Origin of the sequence: Streptomyces sp. MMBL 11-1, assembly GCF_028622875.1 — a bacterium.
GTDB lineage: Bacteria > Actinomycetota > Actinomycetes > Streptomycetales > Streptomycetaceae > Streptomyces.
In genome coordinates this window covers 2,809,351-2,830,597 of the sequence record NZ_CP117709.1, presented here as the reverse complement: position 1 = coordinate 2,830,597, position 21,247 = coordinate 2,809,351, and the positions used below count along the sequence as shown (strand labels likewise).

Below are 21,247 nucleotides of genomic sequence, written 5' to 3'. Positions count from 1 at the left end.
CAGGCCCTGGCCAGGTCGTGTCCGCAACGTCCCGTCCGGCCCGCGACAGAGGGCGGACGGGACTTTACTTTGCAAGCACTCCTTAGCTAAGGGCTGTCCCGCAATTCCCGGCGGGCGCGCGACGACAGCTACGGCACCTCGCCGCGTTGTCGGAACGTCCACATACATCCAGTATGCGGACGTCCCTCCGCCTTGCGATGCACCGCATCTGACGCCGCGCGCTTATCCACCGGGAATTACGGGACAGCCCTTAGCTAGTGCCACGTCAGGCGACGTTTGCCCTGTTCGACGCCGGCGCCTTGGAGCGGGCGGCGGGTGCATGGCCATGCTTCGCCGTGCACGGCGAAGCCCTGGCTCAAGGGGCACGCGAAGATGCTACGGTCGCGCCATGCCACGTACGGACAGGGCCTCGCGGGTCATCGCTGCGCCACCCGATCGCGTCTGGGCCGCGCTCGTCGATCGCGAGGCGCTCATGGCATGGCTCCCTCCAGCCGGGATGACTGGCAGGTTCGAGCGCTTCGATGCCCGGCCGGGCGGGTCGTACCGGATGGTGCTGACTTATTCCGACGCGTCCGCAGCACCGGGCAAGGCGGCCGTGGATTCCGACATCGTCGAGGCTCGCTTCGTCGACATCGTCCCCGGTGCGCAGGTCGTGCAGGCGGTGGACTTCGTCTCCGACGATCATGCCTTCGCCGGCACGATGACCATGACCTGGAAGGTCACCGCTGTCGAAGCGGGGACGCGCGTCGACATCGGTGCCGAGGACGTCCCGGACGGCATCTCCGCGGAGGACCACGCCGCGGGGCTCGCCTCTTCCCTGACGAATCTTGCCGCCTACGTGGAGCAGTAGCCCTCGCTGACGCCGCGTCAGGCGATGCTTGCCCTGTCGTGAGGTAACGCGCCGTCCCGGTGCTGTGCCGGGCAGCGTGTGGCCGTCGCCCTGTCCGGGTGGCGGAACGAGTACGCGCGCGCGATCGACGATGACGAGGGCAGACGGCTGCTTCGGATCATCCGCCGGGGCACCGGACCGCGAACCGCGCCGCAGGCGGCGGGCCACCTACGACCGCTACGGCGGAGTGCGACACCTGTTCGCCGCCCTGGACCTGGCCAAGGACAAGCTCTACGGCCACATCAAGCCGGTCAAGAAGCGCACCCAGTTCCTGGAGTTCTGCCGCTACCTGCGAACCCTCTGTCCACCCGAGGTCCGCATCTCGATCGGGGCCGACAACTTCTCCCCGCACCTGACCACGAAGAAGTGCCGCCGAGTCGGCACCTGGGCCGCGGCGAACAACGTCGAGATCGCCTCCGCCCCCCAACCAACAGCTCCTGGCTCAACCGTATCGAAGCCCAGTTCACCGCCCTGCGCTACGTCACCCTCGACGGCACCGACCACACCAGCCACAAGGAACAGGGCAGCATGATCCGCCGCTACATCCTCTGGCGAAACCGCCACGCCGACGACCGGCGTCTACGCGCCGTCGTCGACAGGGCAAACGTTGCCTGATACGGCACTAGTCCTGCCCGTACCGGGGGTCGACCGACTCGGGCGCCAGCCCCAGCAGCTCGGCGACCTGCTCGACGACGACCTCGTGCACGAGCAGGGCGCGCTCGTCGCGGCTCTTCGTACGGATCTCGACGGGGCGCCGGTAGACGACGATCTGCGCGGGCCGCCCCTTGCCTTCGGACACCGCGCTGCCGAGCGGAACGTTCTCCTCCGGGGTGTCCGGCACATCGAGGACGACGAAGTCGACCTCGGCCAGCTGGGGCCAGCGCCGCTCCAGCCGCTCCACGGAGTCCTGGACCAGATCACGGAAGGTCTCGCCCCGGCTGGCCGACAGCGGCACCTGCGGTGGTGCGAGGGGCCCGCGCATGCCGCGGCCATGACGGTCACGGCGCCGGGGCCGCGGCTCGAACGGGAGGGAAGGTACGGAGCTGTCCATCACCGACGCAGCGTAACGCTCCGGGGACCGGAGCGGCCGGGGAGACGACGCGGCCGACCAGGCCTCTCGGAGAGGGGATCGTCCCGTTTCCGGATGTCCGCAGTTGAACATTTCGGCCAAGGTTGAGCTTCTTTCAGGCCCGTGATCCGATCATCGACCCCGCGCCCGACGCCGTGATCCGCCCCGCCCGAGGGCGGCACGACCACCGTACGATCGCCGGGCCCCCGCCCCGGCGCAGGTCAGGACAGCCGCCCGGGAAGCCTCTGTGCCCCAGGTCACGGGGCGACACGGTGGGGTGACCCGAGGGGGAGTCGTCGCAGCCCGCTCACGAGTGCGGTAGCGTCCACCATCGTGAGCCCTGTACGTCGCTGTTCGCGCACCGCGTGCGGCCGCCCTGCCGTCGCGACACTGACGTACGTCTATGCCGATTCGACTGCGGTCCTCGGCCCGCTCGCCACCTACGCCGAGCCCCACTGTTACGACCTCTGCGCCGAACACAGTGAGCGGCTCACCGCGCCACGGGGCTGGGAAGTGGTGCGGCTCTCCGACGGGTCCGCACCGGCGCACCCCAGCGGCGACGACCTCGAAGCACTGGCCAACGCGGTCCGCGAAGCGGCACGCCCGCACGACCGGGGCCCGGACGCGGGAGGCCGGGGACCACGCGCCGCCGACCCGGTGGAAGTGGCCCGCCGAGGCCATCTGAGAGTGCTGCGCTCACCGGACTCCTGAGGCCGACTCCTGAGCTTCTGCCCGGCCGGGTAGTTTGGGCGGTCCGCAAAGACCCCAGGAGGACCGGCCGTGGTTGCTGATCTGTCGCAGCTCGTCAAGGCGTACGACGTGCGCGGAGTGGTGCCCGACCAGTGGGACGAATCGCTGGCCGAACTCTTCGGATCCGCGTTCGTCCAGGTCACGGCCGCCGACGCGATCGTGATCGGCCACGACATGCGCCCCACGTCACCGGGGCTCGCCGGCGCGTTCGCCCGGGGCGCGGCAGCCCGGGGCGCGGACGTCACGCTCATCGGCCTCTGCTCGACGGACCAGCTGTACTACGCGTCGGGGGCCCTCGGCCTCCCCGGAGCGATGTTCACGGCCTCGCACAACCCGGCGCGGTACAACGGCATCAAGATGTGCCGGGCGGGCGCCACCCCGGTCGGCCAGGACACCGGCCTCGCCGAGATCCGCACCCTGGTCGAGCAGTGGTCGGAAGGCGCCCCGCAGCCGCAGGCCGCCACCGCCCCCGGCACCATCACCGAACGGGACACCCTCACCGACTACGCGGCCCACCTCCGCGGCCTGGTCGACCTCAAGGCGATCCGCCCCCTCAAGGTCGTGGTCGACGCGGGCAACGGCATGGGGGGCCACACGGTCCCCACGGTCTTCGGAGGCCTCCCGCTCGACCTCGTACCCCTGTACTTCGAGCTGGACGGGACCTTCCCCCACCACGAGGCCAACCCCCTCGACCCCAAGAACATCGTCGACCTCCAGGCCCGCGTCCTCGCCGAGGGCGCCGACCTGGGCCTCGCCTTCGACGGCGACGCGGACCGCTGCTTCGTGGTCGACGAGCGGGGCGCGGGCGTCTCCCCCTCCGCGATCACGGCCCTGGTCGCCGCCCGCGAGCTGGCCCGCAACGGCGGCGAGGGCATCGTCATCCACAACCTGATCACCTCCTGGTCCGTCCCCGAGGTGGTCCGCGAGAACGGCGGCACCCCGGTCCGCACGCGTGTCGGCCACTCCTTCATCAAGACGGAGATGGCCGAGCACGGCGCGATCTTCGGCGGCGAGCATTCGGCGCACTACTACTTCCGCGACTTCTGGAACGCCGATACGGGCATGCTCGCCGCCCTCCACGTACTCGCCGCGCTCGGCGGCCAGCAGAAGCCGCTCTCCGAGCTGGTCGCGGAGTACGACCGGTACAGCGGCTCCGGCGAGATCAACTCCACCGTCGCCGACCAGGCCGCCAGCCTGGCCACCGTCAGGAAGGTCTACGGCGCCCGCGACGGCATCACCTTCGACGACCTGGACGGCCTCACGGTCACGGCCGCCGACTGGTGGTTCAACCTCCGCGCCTCGAACACGGAACCGCTGCTGCGCCTGAACGTCGAGGCGAAGGACGAGAAGACGATGGCAGCGGTACGCGACGAGGTCCTGACCCTGATCCGCAAAGCCTGAACAGCAGACGGCCTCGGCCTCAGGCTCAGGCCGCGGCCCAGGCTCAGGCCGCGGCCCAGGCCCAGGCCGCGGCCCAGGCCAGGCCCCGGCCCAGGCCGGGCCCCGGCTCTGGGCTGGGCCAGGCTCAGGCCCCGGCTCAGACCCAGGCCTCGGTTCAGGCCCCGCTCCGGCTCAGGCCAGGCCCAGGCTTAGGTCGCGGCCCAGGCCACGCCCCGGCCCGGCCCGGCCCCGGCACCGCCCTGCTCTGGCCCTGCCCCGCCCCAGCCCGGCACCGGCCCGGCACCGGCCTGGGCCTGCTCTGGCTCTGGGCTGGGCTCAGGCCTCGGCTCCGGCCCCGGCCCCGGCCTAGGCCCCGCCCCGGCAGAGGCCAGGCCCGGCCCACGCCCAAGCCAGGCCCCGGCCCAGGCCCGGCTCCGGCTCAGGTCGCGGCCCAGGCCCACGCCCAGGCCAGGCCCCGGGGCTGTTCGGGGTCGGGGTTCCGAGCGCGGTCGAGGTCGGGGTCCTGGGCGACCTCCGGTGTTCAGCGGCGTTCGCTTCCCCGCCCCGCTCCTTTCAGCCGCTCCGGCGTTTGAGGAGCGGGGCCCGGGGCGGAGCCCCGGTTACGGGAAGGGGCGGGGCGGGGAGAGGCCCGCCGCAGGCGCCCACACGCGCCACCCCCGCTACACGCGCCCGTGTCGCCGCCCGTGCCCGCGCCCGCCCGCCCCACCCGCGCCCGCGCACCGGACGGCACCCGCACCAGTCGGCGCCCGCACCGGACGGCGCCCGCACCGGACGGCGCCCGGACCGGACGCCGCCTGCACCGCCCGGCGGTCACCACGGGGCCCCACCCCCCACCCCCCCATTCCCCGTTTCATCCCCCGGCCAGGCCGCGCCCCCTCCACCCCAGCGGTAGGCTGACGACGCCTGATCCACGCGGATCGGAACTCGCATGCTCGAAGGGACTCATCCCATGGCGCTCGAAGCCGGCCTCCTGGAGATCCTGGCCTGCCCGGCCTGCCACGCCCCGCTCGACGACCGTTCGGCGGCCGACAGCCCTGAGCTGGTCTGCACGGGCGACGCCTGCGGCCTGGCGTACCCGGTCCGGGACGGCATCCCGGTCCTTCTCGTGGACGAGGCGCGCCGCCCCGCCTGACCGCGAGCGACACGCGTACGGGCAGGACGACGCGGGACGGCCCCGGCAGCGCACGACGGCCGGGCCCGACCAGAGGCGGGGCCACCGTTCGGCACCGAGCCGGCCCCGGCGGCCACGCCGCCGCGTCCGTGCCCGTATCCGCAGCCCGCACCCCACCCGGTGATCGGAGGCCCACCGCCATGCTCGACGAGTCCCTGCTCGATGACCCGGAAGCCCTGACCCGAGCCGACCGCCGCGATCTGCTGCGCGGTGCCGCCGAGGCAGGCGCCCGGGTCCGGACCGCCGCCCGGTACGCCGCCGAGGCAGGCATCGGTGGTCTGAACCCGGAGGGCCGGCCCCGAGCCGTTCTCGTGGCGGGCCCCGGCACCGCCGCCTCCGGGGTCGCCGACCTGGTCGGCGCGCTGGCGGGCGCGGGCGCCCCCGTCGTACGCATGAACCCCACGGGCGTCGCCCCCGCCCCCGGCGCCCTTCGCTGGGCCCTGCCCGGCTGGGCCGGATCCGTGGACCTGCTCCTCATCGCGACCGCCGACGGTTCCGAACCGGGCCTGGCCCTGCTCGCCGAGCAGGCCTACCGTCGCGGCTGCACCGTTGTCGCCGTCGCCCCCACCCGCTCCCCGCTGCGCGAGGCGGTCGACGGGGTGCACGGCCTGGTCGTCCCGATGGCCGCCGCCCCGTACGGCGAGTACGACGCGGAGACCTCCGCCGCCGGCCCCGGCACGTTGTGGGCCCTGCTCACCCCTCTGCTGGCGCTCCTGGACCGGGTCGGCCTGGTGACCGCGCCTCCGGAGGACCTGCAGAAGGTGGCGGACCGCCTGGACCGCACCGCGGCACGCTGCGGCCCGGCCATCGCCACGTACAGCAACCCGGCCAAGACACTCGCCGCCGAGCTCGCCGACAGCCTGCCGCTGCTCTGGACGGAGGGCGACGCCGCAGGACCGGTGGGACGCCGCTTCGCCGCCGTCCTGTCCGAACTCGCAGGCCGCCCCGCCCTCGCCGCGGAACTGCCCGAGGCACTGCCCTCGCACGGCACGCTCCTCGCCGGGGACTTCGCGGCAGGAGCGGACCCCGACGACTTCTTCCGCGACCGGGTCGACGAGGGCGAGACGCTGAGGGCCCGGGTCGTCCTGCTCCGGGACCGCCCGACGGGCGGCCTCAGCGCTTACCCGGCGGCCCGGGAGCTGGCACTGGGCCACGACACCCCCGTGAGCGAGCTGGAACCGGAGGATGGCGGCGAGCTGGAGGCCGTGGCCGAACTGCTCGCGATCACCGACTTCGCAGCGGTCTACCTGTCACTGGCCTCGACCCCCCAGCCCTGACAGAAGCACCCGAACACCGCACAGGACCGCGCCCCGGGAAACACCCGGGGAAGCACCCCCAGGAACACGCGGAGACTGCGCACCACACGCAGTACATGCAACACACGGAGCAGACAGAGCACCCCCCACCGACCGCGTCACCCCCCGGCCACCCGCACGACGCCAGGACCTCACGTAACGCTGATACCCCTGGTGCCACACTCACCCCGCCCCGCCCCGCTCCGCCCCGCCCCACCCCACCCGATCCGCCCCACCCGAGGACGACTCCATGGACCGGCTGTCCAACACCGTGCGCCCCTACGCCTGGGGGTCCACAACGGCCATCCCCGCCCTGCTCGGCATCGCGCCCACCGGCGAACCGCAGGCCGAGATGTGGATGGGAGCCCACCCCGGAGCGCCCTCGCGTATCACCCGTACCACTGCGTCCGGCGAGATCGAACTGGCCCTCACCGAGGCCATCGACGCCGACCCGGAAGGCGAGCTCGGCGCGCAGACCGTCGCCCGGTTCGGCCCCCGCCTCCCCTTCCTCCTGAAGCTCCTCGCCGCCGGTGCCCCCCTCTCCGTCCAGGTCCACCCGAACCTGGAGCAGGCCCGCGAGGGCTACGCCGACGAGGAAGCCCGGGGCGTCCCGATCGACGCCCCGCACCGTACGTACAAGGACGCGAACCACAAGCCCGAACTCATCTGCGCCCTCACCCCCTTCGACGGCCTGTGCGGCTTCCGCAGGCCCGCCGAAGCGGCCGACGCGATGGAGGCGCTGGGAGTCGACTCCCTCAAGCCGTACGTGGACCTCCTCCGTGCCCACCCCGAGGAGGCGGCCCTCCGCGAGGTGCTCACGGCGATCCTCGGCGCGGAACCGGCGGAGATGGCCGAGACCGTGGCGGACGCGGCGGCCGCCGCCGAGCGTCTCGGCGGCGCCCACGCCCCGTACGCCCGTATCGCCCACCACTTCCCCGGCGACCCCGGGGTCCTGGCCGCGATGCTGCTGAACCACGTGCGTCTCCAGCCCGGAGAAGCCCTGTTCCTCGGCGCGGGCGTCCCGCACGCCTACCTCGACGGCCTCGGCGTCGAGATCATGGCCAACTCGGACAACGTGCTGCGCTGCGGCCTGACCCCTAAGCACATCGACGTTCCCGAACTCCTGCGGATCGTCCGGTTCGAGGCCACCGACCCCGGCGTACTGCGCCCGGAAGCGGCCCCGTCGGGAGAGGAGCGCTACGAGACCCCCGTCGACGAGTTCGCCCTCTCCCGCTACACGCTCGCCTCGGGGGCGGCCCCCACCGAACTGACCGCCACCACGCCCCAGATCCTGCTCTGCACGGCCGGCTCGGTCACCGTCGGCGAACTCACTCTCGGGCCGGGGGAGTCCGCGTACGTTCCGGCCGGCGAGACCGTCGAGGCAGCGGGACCGGGGACACTCTTCCGGGCCACTGTGGCCGCCTGACCCACGAGCCGTCCCGACGGCTGCAACAATGTGCCGCCTCACCGCGGCGGCGCATGCCGCGCACCGACGAAGGGACACCACGCACTCATGAGCGCGTCAGGCGGAACCAAGGCGATCGTGGCGGCACTCGTCGCCAACCTCTCGATCGCCGTGGCCAAATTCGTAGCGTTCCTCTTCAGTGGTTCGTCGTCGATGCTCGCGGAGAGCGTCCACTCACTCGCCGACTCGGGCAACCAGGGACTCCTGCTGCTCGGCGGCAAGAAGGCGAAGCGCGAAGCCACTCCTCAGCACCCCTTCGGCTACGGGCGCGAGCGCTACATCTACGCCTTCCTCGTCTCCATCGTCCTCTTCTCGGTCGGTGGCATGTTCGCGGTCTACGAGGGCTACGAGAAGATCAAGCACCCGCACGAGATCGAGGCCTGGTACTGGCCGGTCGGGGTCCTGGTCTTCGCGATCATCGCCGAGATCTTCTCCTTCCGTACGGCGATCCGTGAGTCCAACCAGACGCGCGGCGACCGCTCCTGGACCGAATTCGTCCGCCGCTCCAAGGCGCCCGAACTCCCGGTCGTTCTCCTGGAGGACCTCGGCGCGCTCGTCGGCCTGATCCTGGCGCTCGCGGGCGTCGGCCTCGCCCTCGGCACCGGCAACGGCGTCTGGGACGGCATCGGTACCCTCTGCATCGGCATCCTGCTGATCCTCATCGCGATCGTCCTCGCCGTCGAGACGAAGTCGCTCCTGCTCGGTGAGTCCGCCGGCATCGAGGACGTCGAGAAGATCAAGGCGGCCGTGGTGGACGGCGACACCGTCACGCGCATCATCCACATGCGCACCCTCCACCTCGGTCCCGAGGAACTGCTGGTCGCCGCCAAGATCGCGGTCCGGCACGACGAGACCGCGAGCGAGGTCGCCGACGCCATCAACGCCGCCGAGAACCGCATCCGCGCGGCGTGCCCGATCGCCCGGGTCATCTACCTGGAGCCGGACATCTACAACGCGGAGGCCGCAGCGACCGCAACCGACCCGGGCCGGGCGACCTGACCCCCGAGCACCACCACCACCACCACCGGAACGGCTTCCACCACCGGAACGGCTTCCACCGCCAGAAGGGGCCCCACCGCCGGAAGGGTCTCCACCACGGAAACGGACACCGATACGGGCGAGAGCCCGGATGGTGACCCCGGTGCGGGCCCGGCCTCGAAGGATTCAGGCCACTGACCCACCGCACACCAGCCCCGATCGGCCCGGTGACCTCTCACACATGCCTCTCTCCCCAGACGGGCTGGGGCTCACTGGGCCGTTCGGTGTAGATTCGGATACGGATAACAGACGTCGCTGCTGATGGCGGTCGACCGGCTGGCGGGAGCGAGCCGGGCGAGGGACAGAGGGCCTCCGACGGACTGCACTGCGAACCCCCGGGCATTCGTGTGCCCGCCGTGCCGCAGAGTCAGCCCAGACAGCCCACCCTCGACCCATCACGAGGAGCAGCCCGTTATGACGACGGCCACCAACCGCCAGGACTTCAAGGTCGCCGACCTCTCCCTCGCCGCTTTCGGGCGCAAGGAGATCACGCTCGCCGAGCACGAGATGCCCGGCCTGATGTCGATCCGCAAGGAGTTCGCCGCCGCTCAGCCGCTGGCCGGCGCCCGGATCACCGGCTCGCTGCACATGACCGTGCAGACCGCCGTGCTCATCGAGACCCTCGTCGCCCTCGGCGCCGAGGTCCGCTGGGCCTCCTGCAACATCTTCTCCACCCAGGACCACGCCGCCGCGGCCATCGCGGTCGGCCCGAACGGCACTCCGGAAGCCCCCGCGGGCGTCCCGGTCTTCGCCTGGAAGGGCGAGACGCTGGAGGAGTACTGGTGGTGCACGGAGCAGGCGCTGACCTGGCCGAACACCCCCACCGGCGGCCCGAACATGATCCTGGACGACGGTGGCGACGCCACCCTCCTCGTCCACAAGGGCGTCGAGTTCGAGAAGGTCGGCGCCGCCCCGGACCCGTCGACCGCGGACAGCGAGGAGTTCGCCCACATCCTCACCCTGCTGAACCGCACGCTCGGCGAGGCCCCGCAGAAGTGGACCCAGCTCGCGTCCGAGATCCGCGGTGTCACCGAGGAGACGACGACCGGTGTGCACCGCCTGTACGAGATGCACCGTGACGGTTCCCTCCTGTTCCCCGCGATCAACGTGAACGACGCGGTGACCAAGTCGAAGTTCGACAACAAGTACGGCTGCCGCCACTCGCTCATCGACGGCATCAACCGCGCCACCGACGTCCTGATCGGCGGCAAGACCGCCGTCGTCCTTGGCTACGGCGACGTGGGCAAGGGCTGCGCGGAGTCCCTGCGCGGCCAGGGCGCCCGGGTGATCATCACGGAGATCGACCCGATCTGCGCGCTGCAGGCGGCGATGGACGGCTACCAGGTGACCACGCTGGACGACGTCGTGGAGCAGGCGGACATCTTCGTCACCACGACGGGCAACAAGGACATCATCATGGCCAAGGACATGGCCCGGATGAAGCACCAGGCGATCGTCGGGAACATCGGCCACTTCGACAACGAGATCGACATGGCCGGCCTCGCGAAGATCGACGGCATCGTCAAGGACGAGGTCAAGCCCCAGGTCCACACCTGGACGTTCCCCGACGGCAAGGTCCTCATCGTCCTGTCCGAAGGCCGTCTCCTCAACCTGGGCAACGCGACCGGGCACCCCTCCTTCGTGATGTCCAACAGCTTCGCGGACCAGACCCTCGCGCAGATCGAGCTGTTCACGAAGCCCGAGGAGTACCCGACCGACGTGTACGTGCTGCCCAAGCACCTGGACGAGAAGGTCGCCCGGCTCCACCTCGACGCCCTGGGTGTCAGGCTCACGACGCTGCGCCCCGAGCAGGCGGCGTACATCGGTGTCCAGGTAGAGGGCCCGTACAAGCCCGACCACTACCGCTACTGATCCGCTACTGAACCGCCACTGACCCCTCCGCGGACCCTGATCCACCCTCGGTGTCCGGGAGGACGGCCTCCCGGACACCGAGCGGTGTCAGACCCTCAGTAGCACCAGCCGATATGAGAGCAGGCCCCCGCACCCCCGTGGCGGGGGCCTGCTCCCGCTACCGCTCCCGCACAGCCCGAGGAACCCGAAGGACCCCATGCCCCGCGGCAGGTATTCGCTCCACGACCTTCACGATCACACCCCCCTCGGCGAAGAACACTTCCACTGCGCCCCAGGCCCCTCCGGCTGGCGCTACGTCTCCCAGACCACATCCCCCTCCGGAGACCACCTCGGCTCCGTCGACCTCGCCCTGGACGAGCTGGGCAGGCCCATCCGCCTCGAACTGCATGCCGCGAGCTGGCAGGTCCGAGGAGCAGCCCTGGAAGGGGTCACCTGGGTCCGGACCGACCCGACCGGCAGCCACGCCACCGAAGGCAACGTCCGCGCCCACACCTTCGCCGGCACATCTCCCGCGTTCCTCATCGCCATGACCCGCCTCCTGCGCCTCACCCCCGCTTCCCCCACGACCCGCGTCCGCGTGGTCACCTTCACGGACCCGGTTCTCGCACCCAGGACCGTCGACCAGTCCTGGGCCCTGGTGAACAGTGAAGCGCACACCACTGACAACGGCCCCCTGGTCGTGGACGAATACCAGGTCAGCGCCCTGGACACCGGGGAACAGCACACCATCCACCTCGCCGGTGACGTGGTCCTCGCGGCACCCGGCATCGAGCTCGAACACCTGGAGACGCCCCCGTCACCCCGCGCCCCCGCCACCCCGGCCGACCAGGACCTGACACCCGGACCAGGGCCGGACACCGCCTAGCCGGGCGGGGCGAATCCGCCCGAGGAGACACTCCCGCGCCGCTGCCCGTGAGCACCGCCGCCATCGCCCCCCGCCCCGGCGCCGACCTCACGAGACCCACCGGCCCCGCCAAGCCCACCAGACGAGCCAGGCCCACCAGACCAGCCAGGCCCACCAGTCCGGGCAGACCCGGACGGTACGGGCCCCTCACCCCGGGGCCCGGCGAACACGCGCCGCGCATCCCGTGACTGCCGCTCATGAACCACCGCAGCCAGGAACGCGGCCGCGGGAACACCCTGGGGCGCTGCGGCCCCTGTCCGTGCGGCCACTTCACCGGCCAGCCGTTCCGCGATCGAAGCACCCACGCCGGGGTCCAGCTGCTGCATCCGCGTCAGGTACTGCCGTATCGCGAGCCAGAGTTCGTCGGGTACGGCCGACAGATCCAGCTGCGCGAACCGGCCGACCAGCCAGGGCGGAGGAGGCGGCACGGAGACGGACCGGCCCGTGGCCGCGACCCGTTCCCGGATCACCAGCGTCCCGGCGAACACGTCACCGATCCGGCGGCCCCGTGCCGAAACCAGGGAGGCGATCGAGGCCAGGGCGCCGAAGGTCATGAGGATCTCGACGAGCCCCATCGCCCCCCGCACGAGCGCGTGCCGGAACCGGATCGGCCCCCCGTCGTCCCGCACCACCCGCAGCCCGCAGGCCAGCTTTCCCAGTGACCGGCCATGACTCAGCGTCTCCACCGCGACCGGCCCACCGATCAGGACCAGCAGGAAAGAGGCGACTCCGATCGCCGCGACCGCAGCCTCGTCCAACGAGACGGAAGCGATGCCCAGAACGACCGATACCAGGATGAACACGACGAGCGTCACCGCCAGATCGATCGTCGAGGCCAGAGCCCGGCTCGGCAGCCGCGCGGGCCTCAGCCCCAGAACGACCGCGTCCCCGGTCACCAGCTCACTCATCGGGCCCCACCCTTCGCCGACCTTCTCTGCCCCAGCCGGGCACAGTCTGCCAAGCTGACCGCCAGCGCGCCGCAGTAGTAGGGCCACGTACCCACCCTCGCCTGGAGCAACAGACGCCCATGGACCTCGATGTCTTCGTCACCGCCCACCGTACGGAGTGGGACCGCCTCGAACACCTCCTGCGCCGGGGGCGCCGCCTCACGGGCGCGGAAGCGGACGAACTCGTCGTCCTCTACCAGCGCACGGCGACCCACCTCTCGCTGGTCCAGTCGAGCAGCCCGGACCCGCTCCTCACCGGACGTCTCACCCAGCTCGTGGCTCGCGCCCGGTCGACGGTGACCGGCACCCGCAAGGCCTCCTGGCGGGACGCGGCCCGCTTCCTCACCGCCGGATTCCCCGCGGCCGTCTACCGGTCGCGCCACTGGTGGATTCCCACCGCGGTCCTCTCGACAGCGCTGGCCGCACTGCTGGGCTGGTGGATCGGTACGCACCCCGAGGTACAGGCCGCGATCGCCGCACCGGAAGACCTCCGGGCGATGACCCGGCCGGGCGGGGAGTACGAGACCTACTACTCCAGCCATCCGGCGGCGTCGTTCGCCGCACAGGTATGGACGAACAATGCTCAGGCCGCAGCCCTGTGCCTGGTCCTGGGGGCGTTCCTCTGCATACCGGTGATCTGGATCCTCTTCCTCAACATGCTCAACCTCGGCGTCGGCATAGGTCTCATGTCCTCCGTGGGCCGCCTCGACGTCTTCCTCGGCCTGGTGCTCCCTCACGGTCTGCTCGAACTGACCGCGGTGTTCGTCGCCGCCGGCACAGGGCTACGCCTCGGCTGGACAGTGATCGATCCGGGTCCCCTGTCACGCCGCAGCGCCCTGGCTCAGCAGGGCCGCGCCGCTCTGGGTATGGCAATCGGTCTGGCCCTGGTCCTGTTCGTCTCCGGACTCATCGAGGGCTTCGTGACCCCGTCCGGTCTTCCGACCTGGGCCCGGATCACGATCGGCATCGCCGCTGAGCTGGCCTTTCTCGCGTACGTCTACCTCCTGGGAGGCCGCGCGGCCCGCGCCGGCGACACAGGCGACCTCCCCGTGGTCGAACGCAGCGCCGAACTTCCCACCGCAGCCTGATCGCCGATGTGCTTTCACCACCGCTGACCTGCTAGTGTCCTCCTCGCCCACAAAAACCGTTGACACGGCAGATGTGTGGAGGTAGATTTGAACGGTTGCCTCGGACTGGACAGGTTCGGGTTGAGCGCATAATATCTATCTCGCTCGTGCAGGAGTGCCTGTTAACTCCGCCGGGCCAAATGATTCTCCTTTCTCGGACTCACCGGGTCGTTCGTTTAACTCCGTGAGTTTCTGGTAAAGTCGGATCCGCCGAAAGGTAAGGCCGCTCGACAGGCCACCGGAAATCGAATTCGGACCGGAAACGGAACGAAAAAGAGTCTGGTAAAGTCGGACTCGCCGAAAGGGAAAACGCGAAAGCGAAGAACCGGAAGGCGAGATGCGAAACGCAGGGCCCGCTTCGACCGGGAATCGGACACGAAAGAGTCTGATAGAGTCGGAAACGCAAGACAGCAAGACAAAGCAGTAAACGAAGGGAAGCGCCCGGAGGGCCCCGGTGATACGGGACCGAAGGAAGCGTCCGTTCCTTGAGAACTCAACAGCGTGCCAAAAGTCAACGCCAGATATGTTGATACCCCGGCCTGCTACGGCAGGTTGGTGGTTCCTTTGAAAGTCCTGTCGTTCCACCCCGTTTGTGGGTGGCGGCAGGCAAGAACACAGCGAGGACGCTGAGAACAATGGGTCTTATTCCGACCGGTTGTTCCGCTCTCGTGATGTGTGCACCCGATTACGGGTAAACATTCACGGAGAGTTTGATCCTGGCTCAGGACGAACGCTGGCGGCGTGCTTAACACATGCAAGTCGAACGATGAAGCCCTTCGGGGTGGATTAGTGGCGAACGGGTGAGTAACACGTGGGCAATCTGCCCTTCACTCTGGGACAAGCCCTGGAAACGGGGTCTAATACCGGATAACACTCTGTCCCGCATGGGACGGGGTTAAAAGCTCCGGCGGTGAAGGATGAGCCCGCGGCCTATCAGCTTGTTGGTGGGGTAATGGCCTACCAAGGCGACGACGGGTAGCCGGCCTGAGAGGGCGACCGGCCACACTGGGACTGAGACACGGCCCAGACTCCTACGGGAGGCAGCAGTGGGGAATATTGCACAATGGGCGAAAGCCTGATGCAGCGACGCCGCGTGAGGGATGACGGCCTTCGGGTTGTAAACCTCTTTCAGCAGGGAAGAAGCGAAAGTGACGGTACCTGCAGAAGAAGCGCCGGCTAACTACGTGCCAGCAGCCGCGGTAATACGTAGGGCGCAAGCGTTGTCCGGAATTATTGGGCGTAAAGAGCTCGTAGGCGGCTTGTCACGTCGGATGTGAAAGCCCGGGGCTTAACCCCGGGTCTGCATTCGATACGGGCTAGCTAGAGTGTGGTAGGGGAGATCGGAATTCCTGGTGTAGCGGTGAAATGCGCAGATATCAGGAGGAACACCGGTGGCGAAGGCGGATCTCTGGGCCATTACTGACGCTGAGGAGCGAAAGCGTGGGGAGCGAACAGGATTAGATACCCTGGTAGTCCACGCCGTAAACGTTGGGAACTAGGTGTTGGCGACATTCCACGTCGTCGGTGCCGCAGCTAACGCATTAAGTTCCCCGCCTGGGGAGTACGGCCGCAAGGCTAAAACTCAAAGGAATTGACGGGGGCCCGCACAAGCAGCGGAGCATGTGGCTTAATTCGACGCAACGCGAAGAACCTTACCAAGGCTTGACATATACCGGAAAGCATCAGAGATGGTGCCCCCCTTGTGGTCGGTATACAGGTGGTGCATGGCTGTCGTCAGCTCGTGTCGTGAGATGTTGGGTTAAGTCCCGCAACGAGCGCAACCCTTGTTCTGTGTTGCCAGCATGCCCTTCGGGGTGATGGGGACTCACAGGAGACTGCCGGGGTCAACTCGGAGGAAGGTGGGGACGACGTCAAGTCATCATGCCCCTTATGTCTTGGGCTGCACACGTGCTACAATGGCCGGTACAATGAGCTGCGATGCCGCGAGGCGGAGCGAATCTCAAAAAGCCGGTCTCAGTTCGGATTGGGGTCTGCAACTCGACCCCATGAAGTCGGAGTTGCTAGTAATCGCAGATCAGCATTGCTGCGGTGAATACGTTCCCGGGCCTTGTACACACCGCCCGTCACGTCACGAAAGTCGGTAACACCCGAAGCCGGTGGCCCAACCCCTTGTGGGAGGGAGCTGTCGAAGGTGGGACTGGCGATTGGGACGAAGTCGTAACAAGGTAGCCGTACCGGAAGGTGCGGCTGGATCACCTCCTTTCTAAGGAGCACTTCTTACCAAGTCCGCTTGGTCAGAGGCCAGTACACCGGCGAATGTTCGGTGCTGGTTGCTCATGGGTGGAACGTTGACTATTCGGCACGACAGGTTGATCACAGCTAGTACTGCTCTTCGGGGCGTGGAACGTGGTGAGAGATCGGTTGTGCCGGGCACGTTGTTGGGTGTCTGAGGGTATGGCCGTAAAGGCTGCCTTCGGTTGCCGGCCCCAGTGAACTCGCCCTGTTTGGGTGGGGTGATGGGTGGCTGGTCGTTGTTTGAGAACTGCACAGTGGACGCGAGCATCTGTGGCCAAGTTTTTAAGGGCGCACGGTGGATGCCTTGGCACCAGGAACCGATGAAGGACGTGGGAGGCCACGATAGTCCCCGGGGAGCTGTCAACCAAGCTTTGATCCGGGGGTTTCCGAATGGGGAAACCCGGCAGTCGTCATGGGCTGTCACCCGCTGCTGAACACATAGGCAGTGTGGAGGGAACGAGGGGAAGTGAAACATCTCAGTACCCTCAGGAAGAGAAAACAACCGTGATTCCGGGAGTAGTGGCGAGCGAAACTGGATGAGGCCAAACCGTATGCGTGTGATACCCGGCAGGGGTTGCGCATGCGGGGTTGTGGGATCTCTCTTTCATAGTCTGCCGGCTGTGAGACGAGTCAGAAACCGTTGGTGTAGGCGAAGGACATGCGAAAGGTCCGGCGTAGAGGGTAAGACCCCCGTAGCTGAAACATCAACGGCTCGTTTGAGAGACACCCAAGTAGCACGGGGCCCGAGAAATCCCGTGTGAATCTGGCGGGACCACCCGCTAAGCCTAAATATTCCCTGGTGACCGATAGCGGATAGTACCGTGAGGGAATGGTGAAAAGTACCGCGGGAGCGGAGTGAAATAGTACCTGAAACCGTGTGCCTACAAGCCGTGGGAGCGTCGCTGGCAGCACTTGTGCTGTCAGTCGTGACTGCGTGCCTTTTGAAGAATGAGCCTGCGAGTTAGCGGTGTGTAGCGAGGTTAACCCGTGTGGGGAAGCCGTAGCGAAAGCGAGTCCGAACAGGGCGTTTGAGTTGCACGCTCTAGACCCGAAGCGGAGTGATCTAGCCATGGGCAGGTTGAAGCGGAGGTAAGACTTCGTGGAGGACCGAACCCACCAGGGTTGAAAACCTGGGGGATGACCTGTGGTTAGGGGTGAAAGGCCAATCAAACTCCGTGATAGCTGGTTCTCCCCGAAATGCATTTAGGTGCAGCGTCGTGTGTTTCTTGCCGGAGGTAGAGCACTGGATAGGCGATGGGCCCTACCGGGTTACTGACCTTAGCCAAACTCCGAATGCCGGTAAGTGAGAGCACGGCAGTGAGACTGTGGGGGATAAGCTCCATGGTCGAGAGGGAAACAGCCCAGAGCATCGACTAAGGCCCCTAAGCGTACGCTAAGTGGGAAAGGATGTGGAGTCGCAGAGACAACCAGGAGGTTGGCTTAGAAGCAGCCACCCTTGAAAGAGTGCGTAATAGCTCACTGGTCAAGTGATTCCGCGCCGACAATGTAGCGGGGCTCAAGCGTACCGCCGAAGTCGTGTCATTCATACACATAGGGTCAACGCCCGTATGGATGGGTAGGGGAGCGTCGTGTGCCGGGTGAAGCAGCCGCGGAAGCGAGTTGTGGACGGTTCACGAGTGAGAATGCAGGCATGAGTAGCGATACACACGTGAGAAACGTGTGCGCCGATTGACTAAGGGTTCCTGGGTCAAGCTGATCTGCCCAGGGTAAGTCGGGACCTAAGGCGAGGCCGACAGGCGTAGTCGATGGACAACCGGTTGATATTCCGGTACCCGCTTTGAAACGCCCAGTACTGAATCAGGCGATGCTAAGTCCGTGAAGCCGGCCCGATCTCTTCGGAGTTGAGGGTAGTGGTGGAGCCGATGAACCAGACTTGTAGTAGGTAAGCGATGGGGTGACGCAGGAAGGTAGTCCAGCCCGGGCGGTGGTTGTCCCGGGGTAAGGGTGTAGCCCGTGTGGTAGGTAAATCCGTCACACGTTAAGGGTGAGACCTGATGCCGAGCCGATTGTGGTGAAGTGGATGATCCTATGCTGTCGAGAAAAGCCTCTAGCGAGTTTCATGGCGGCCCGTACCCTAAACCGACTCAGGTGGTCAGGTAGAGAATACCGAGGCGTTCGGGTGAACTATGGTTAAGGAACTCGGCAAAATGCCCCCGTAACTTCGGGAGAAGGGGGGCCATCACTGGTGATAGCACTTGCTGCTTGAGCTGGGGGTGGCCGCAGAGACCAGCGAGAAGCGACTGTTTACTAAAAACACAGGTCCGTGCGAAGCCGTAAGGCGATGTATACGGACTGACGCCTGCCCGGTGCTGGAACGTTAAGGGGACCGGTTAGCTGCTTTTCGGAGCGGCGAAGCTGAGAACTTAAGCGCCAGTAAACGGCGGTGGTAACTATAACCATCCTAAGGTAGCGAAATTCCTTGTCGGGTAAGTTCCGACCTGCACGAATGGCGTAACGACTTCTCGACTGTCTCAACCATAGGCCCGGTGAAATTGCACTACGAGTAAAGATGCTCGTTTCGCGCAGCAGGACGGAAAGACCCCGGGACCTTTACTATAGTTTGATATTGGTGTTCGGTTCGGCTTGTGTAGGATAGGTGGGAGACTGTGAAGCGGCCACGCCAGTGGTTGTGGAGTCGTCGTTGAAATACCACTCTGGTCGTGCTGGATGTCTAACCTGGGTCCGTGATCCGGATCAGGGACAGTGTCTGATGGGTAGTTTAACTGGGGCGGTTGCCTCCTAAAGAGTAACGGAGGCGCCCAAAGGTTCCCTCAGCCTGGTTGGCAATCAGGTGTTGAGTGTAAGTGCACAAGGGAGCTTGACTGTGAGACCGACGGGTCGAGCAGGGACGAAAGTCGGGACTAGTGATCCGGCAGTGGCTTGTGGAAGCGCTGTCGCTCAACGGATAAAAGGTACCCCGGGGATAACAGGCTGATCTTCCCCAAGAGTCCATATCGACGGGATGGTTTGGCACCTCGATGTCGGCTCGTCGCATCCTGGGGCTGGAGTCGGTCCCAAGGGTTGGGCTGTTCGCCCATTAAAGCGGTACGCGAGCTGGGTTTAGAACGTCGTGAGACAGTTCGGTCCCTATCCGCTGCGCGCGTAGGAATATTGAGAAGGGCTGTCCCTAGTACGAGAGGACCGGGACGGACGAACCTCTGGTGTGCCAGTTGTCCTGCCAAGGGCATGGCTGGTTGGCTACGTTCGGAAAGGATAACCGCTGAAAGCATCTAAGCGGGAAGCCTGCTTCGAGATGAGTATTCCCACCCTCTTGAAGGGTTAAGGCTCCCAGTAGACGACTGGGTTGATAGGCCAGATGTGGAAGCCCGGTAACGGGTGGAGCTGACTGGTACTAATAGGCCGAGGGCTTGTCCTCAGTTGCTCGCGTCCACTGTGTTAGTTCTGAAATAACGAACGGCCGTGTTTTCTCCGGTGTTGGTTAATTTCATAGTGTTTCGGTGGTCATTGCGTTAGGGAAACGCCCGGTTACATTCCGAACCCGGAAGCTAAGCCTTTCAGCGCCGATGGTACTGCAGGGGGGACCCTGTGGGAGAGTAGGACGCCGCCGAACAATTTTTCCGGGAAAGCCCCGCACCATTTGGTGCGGGGCTTTCCTGCGTTTCAGGCTCAATCGGCGAGCCGACAGGCAGAGGCTCCTGCACCGTAGGACCACGGCAGGCGGCAGAGGAGAATGCCATCCAGCCCGCAGGAGCCTGACACAAGCGCCTCAGAGACGACCGGCGGCCTTCAGGGCCAAGTACGTGTCGGCAAGCGCGGGAGCGACATGCTCCGGAGCGGCGTCCACGACGACAACGCCGTGGCGGCGGAGTCTGTCTGCCGTGCGGCGGCGGTCGGCCTGGGCCTGGCTGGCGGCTGCCGCGTCGTACACCGAGTCCACAGTTCCCCGGGCGTTGGCCATTTCCTCGATCCGAGGGTCGGAGACCGCGGCCAGCAGAACGGTGTGGCGCTGGGTGAGCTGTGGGAGCACCGGGAGGAGGCCCTCCTCGACGGGGGCGGCCTCCAACGTGGTGAGGAGGACGATCAGCGAACCGCGTGGGGCGTGGGTGAGGGCGGCGTTGCTCAGGCCGTGGGCGTCCGTCTCGATGAGCTCTGGTTCCAACGTGGCCAGGGCGTTGATGACGGTGGCCAGAACTTCACCCGTGGCCGTCCGGCCCTGGACCCGGGCTCGGACCTGGCGGTCGTAGGCGAGGAGGCTTACGCGGTCGCCCGCCCGGGTGGCGAGTGCGGTGAGAAGGAGTGTGGCGTCCATCGAGGCGTCCAGGCGGGGGACATCACCCACCCGGCCCGCTGACGTGCGGCCGGTGTCGAGGACGATCAGGACATGCCGGTCACGCTCGGGGCGCCATGTCCGGACCGCGACGGCGGACTGGCGTGCGGTGGCCCGCCAGTCGATGGAGCGGGTGTCGTCCCCGGGCACGTACGCCCGCAGACTGTCGAACTCCGTGCCGTCACCGCGTGTCAGAACGCTGGTACGGCCGTCGAGTTCCCGGAGGCGGGCGAGCCGGGAAGGCAGATGCTTGCGGCTGGTGAACGGTGGCAGGACCCGTACGGTCCACGGGGCCCGGTGCTGTCCCTGGCGGGCGGCGAGGCCCAGAGGGCCGTACGAGCGGATGGTGATGCGTTCTGCCCGCCGTTCGCCGCGCCGGGTCGGGCGTAGCGCGGTGACCAGACGCCGCCGTTCCCCGGCGGGGATCGTCAGTGTGTGGCGGGAGGCGCGGAGCTCGGAGCCCGAGGTCCAGCTGCTGGGGGGCCAGGCATCCCGCAGTTGGGCGCGCAGGCGCCGGCGGGACGTATTGGTCACCGTGAGTTGCACTTCGGCCGCGTCACCGAGTCGAACGGATGTATCGCCGGATCGAGTGAATCGGAGCGTGCGCACTGGCGCGGCCAGGGCGTAGTCACACAGAATTGCCAGTGAGAGCGGTGCGTTGATCGCAAGCATCCCGGTCCAGCTGGGAGCGAGGATGCCTACGGGGAGTGACCCGAGGGCGGCCAGCAGCGCGGTTCGTCCGGTGAGGGCCATG

Annotated in this window: 13 protein-coding genes, 3 rRNA genes and 1 pseudogene; 14 read left to right on the top strand and 3 right to left on the bottom strand. The window is 67.4% G+C overall.

The window, feature by feature from the left end; translation table 11 throughout:
- Positions 1-388 precede the first annotated feature (388 nt).
- Positions 389-850, top strand: a complete 462-nt coding sequence (locus PSQ21_RS12080; protein ID WP_274030487.1) for an SRPBCC family protein — start codon at positions 389-391, stop codon at positions 848-850.
- A 172-nt stretch (positions 851-1,022) separates the two neighbouring features.
- A pseudogene (locus tag PSQ21_RS12075) lies at positions 1,023-1,504 on the top strand (IS630 family transposase); the annotation flags it as partial.
- Between the two features lie 7 nt (positions 1,505-1,511).
- Here the strand turns inward: PSQ21_RS12075 and PSQ21_RS12070 are convergent.
- A complete protein-coding gene (locus PSQ21_RS12070) occupies positions 1,512-1,940 on the bottom strand; it encodes a metallopeptidase family protein (RefSeq protein WP_274030485.1) in 429 nt (142 codons plus the stop codon).
- A gap of 351 nt (positions 1,941-2,291) precedes the next feature.
- Here PSQ21_RS12070 and PSQ21_RS12065 point away from each other — a divergent pair, with 351 nt between their 5' ends.
- The 8 genes from PSQ21_RS12065 (at position 2,292) to PSQ21_RS12030 (ending at position 11,815) form a co-directional block, all read left to right on the top strand.
- The gene (locus PSQ21_RS12065) at positions 2,292-2,669 is read left to right on the top strand and encodes a DUF3499 domain-containing protein (RefSeq protein WP_274030484.1); all 378 of its coding nucleotides are present in this window, start codon (positions 2,292-2,294) and stop codon (positions 2,667-2,669) included.
- Between the two features lie 69 nt (positions 2,670-2,738).
- Positions 2,739-4,109 carry a phosphomannomutase/phosphoglucomutase gene (locus tag PSQ21_RS12060; protein WP_274030483.1) on the top strand — a complete coding sequence of 457 codons (1,371 nt, stop codon included), beginning with the start codon at positions 2,739-2,741 and terminating at the stop codon, positions 4,107-4,109.
- A 949-nt stretch (positions 4,110-5,058) separates the two neighbouring features.
- Positions 5,059-5,241, top strand: coding sequence for a Trm112 family protein (locus PSQ21_RS12055; RefSeq protein ID WP_274030482.1), 183 nt, complete (start codon positions 5,059-5,061; stop codon positions 5,239-5,241).
- 179 nt (positions 5,242-5,420) lie between these two features.
- Positions 5,421-6,557, top strand: a complete 1,137-nt coding sequence (locus PSQ21_RS12050) for an SIS domain-containing protein (RefSeq protein ID WP_274030481.1) — start codon at positions 5,421-5,423, stop codon at positions 6,555-6,557.
- A gap of 268 nt (positions 6,558-6,825) precedes the next feature.
- Positions 6,826-8,001, top strand: a complete 1,176-nt coding sequence (gene manA, locus PSQ21_RS12045) for a mannose-6-phosphate isomerase, class I (RefSeq protein ID WP_274030480.1) — start codon at positions 6,826-6,828, stop codon at positions 7,999-8,001.
- An 87-nt stretch (positions 8,002-8,088) separates the two neighbouring features.
- A complete protein-coding gene (locus PSQ21_RS12040; RefSeq protein ID WP_274030479.1) occupies positions 8,089-9,039 on the top strand; it encodes a cation diffusion facilitator family transporter in 951 nt (316 codons plus the stop codon).
- 453 nt (positions 9,040-9,492) lie between these two features.
- On the top strand, positions 9,493-10,950 hold the full coding sequence (gene ahcY, locus PSQ21_RS12035) for an adenosylhomocysteinase (RefSeq protein WP_274030478.1): 1,458 nt from the start codon (positions 9,493-9,495) through the stop codon (positions 10,948-10,950).
- A 196-nt stretch (positions 10,951-11,146) separates the two neighbouring features.
- Positions 11,147-11,815, top strand: a complete 669-nt coding sequence (locus tag PSQ21_RS12030; RefSeq protein ID WP_274030477.1) for a hypothetical protein — start codon at positions 11,147-11,149, stop codon at positions 11,813-11,815.
- Here PSQ21_RS12030 and PSQ21_RS12025 read toward each other — a convergent pair.
- On the bottom strand, positions 11,812-12,762 hold the full coding sequence (locus tag PSQ21_RS12025; protein WP_274030476.1) for an RDD family protein: 951 nt from the start codon (positions 12,760-12,762) through the stop codon (positions 11,812-11,814). The genes PSQ21_RS12030 and PSQ21_RS12025 overlap by 4 nt on opposite strands.
- A gap of 119 nt (positions 12,763-12,881) precedes the next feature.
- Between PSQ21_RS12025 and PSQ21_RS12020 the strand changes: the two genes are divergently transcribed.
- From PSQ21_RS12020 to rrf, 4 genes are all read left to right on the top strand, one after another.
- Entirely contained in the window at positions 12,882-13,889 is a 1,008-nt protein-coding gene (locus PSQ21_RS12020; RefSeq protein ID WP_274030475.1) for a stage II sporulation protein M, read from the top strand.
- A gap of 737 nt (positions 13,890-14,626) precedes the next feature.
- Positions 14,627-16,152 (top strand): 16S ribosomal RNA (locus tag PSQ21_RS12015).
- A gap of 304 nt (positions 16,153-16,456) precedes the next feature.
- Positions 16,457-19,581, top strand: a 23S ribosomal RNA gene (locus tag PSQ21_RS12010).
- 78 nt (positions 19,582-19,659) lie between these two features.
- Positions 19,660-19,776: ribosomal RNA gene (gene rrf / locus PSQ21_RS12005) — 5S ribosomal RNA — on the top strand.
- The 16S, 23S and 5S rRNA genes sit together here, the layout of an rRNA operon.
- 156 nt (positions 19,777-19,932) lie before the next feature.
- Here the strand turns inward: rrf and PSQ21_RS12000 are convergent.
- The gene (locus PSQ21_RS12000; protein ID WP_274030474.1) at positions 19,933-21,246 is read right to left on the bottom strand and encodes a DUF58 domain-containing protein; all 1,314 of its coding nucleotides are present in this window, start codon (positions 21,244-21,246) and stop codon (positions 19,933-19,935) included.
- Position 21,247 lies beyond the last annotated feature (1 nt).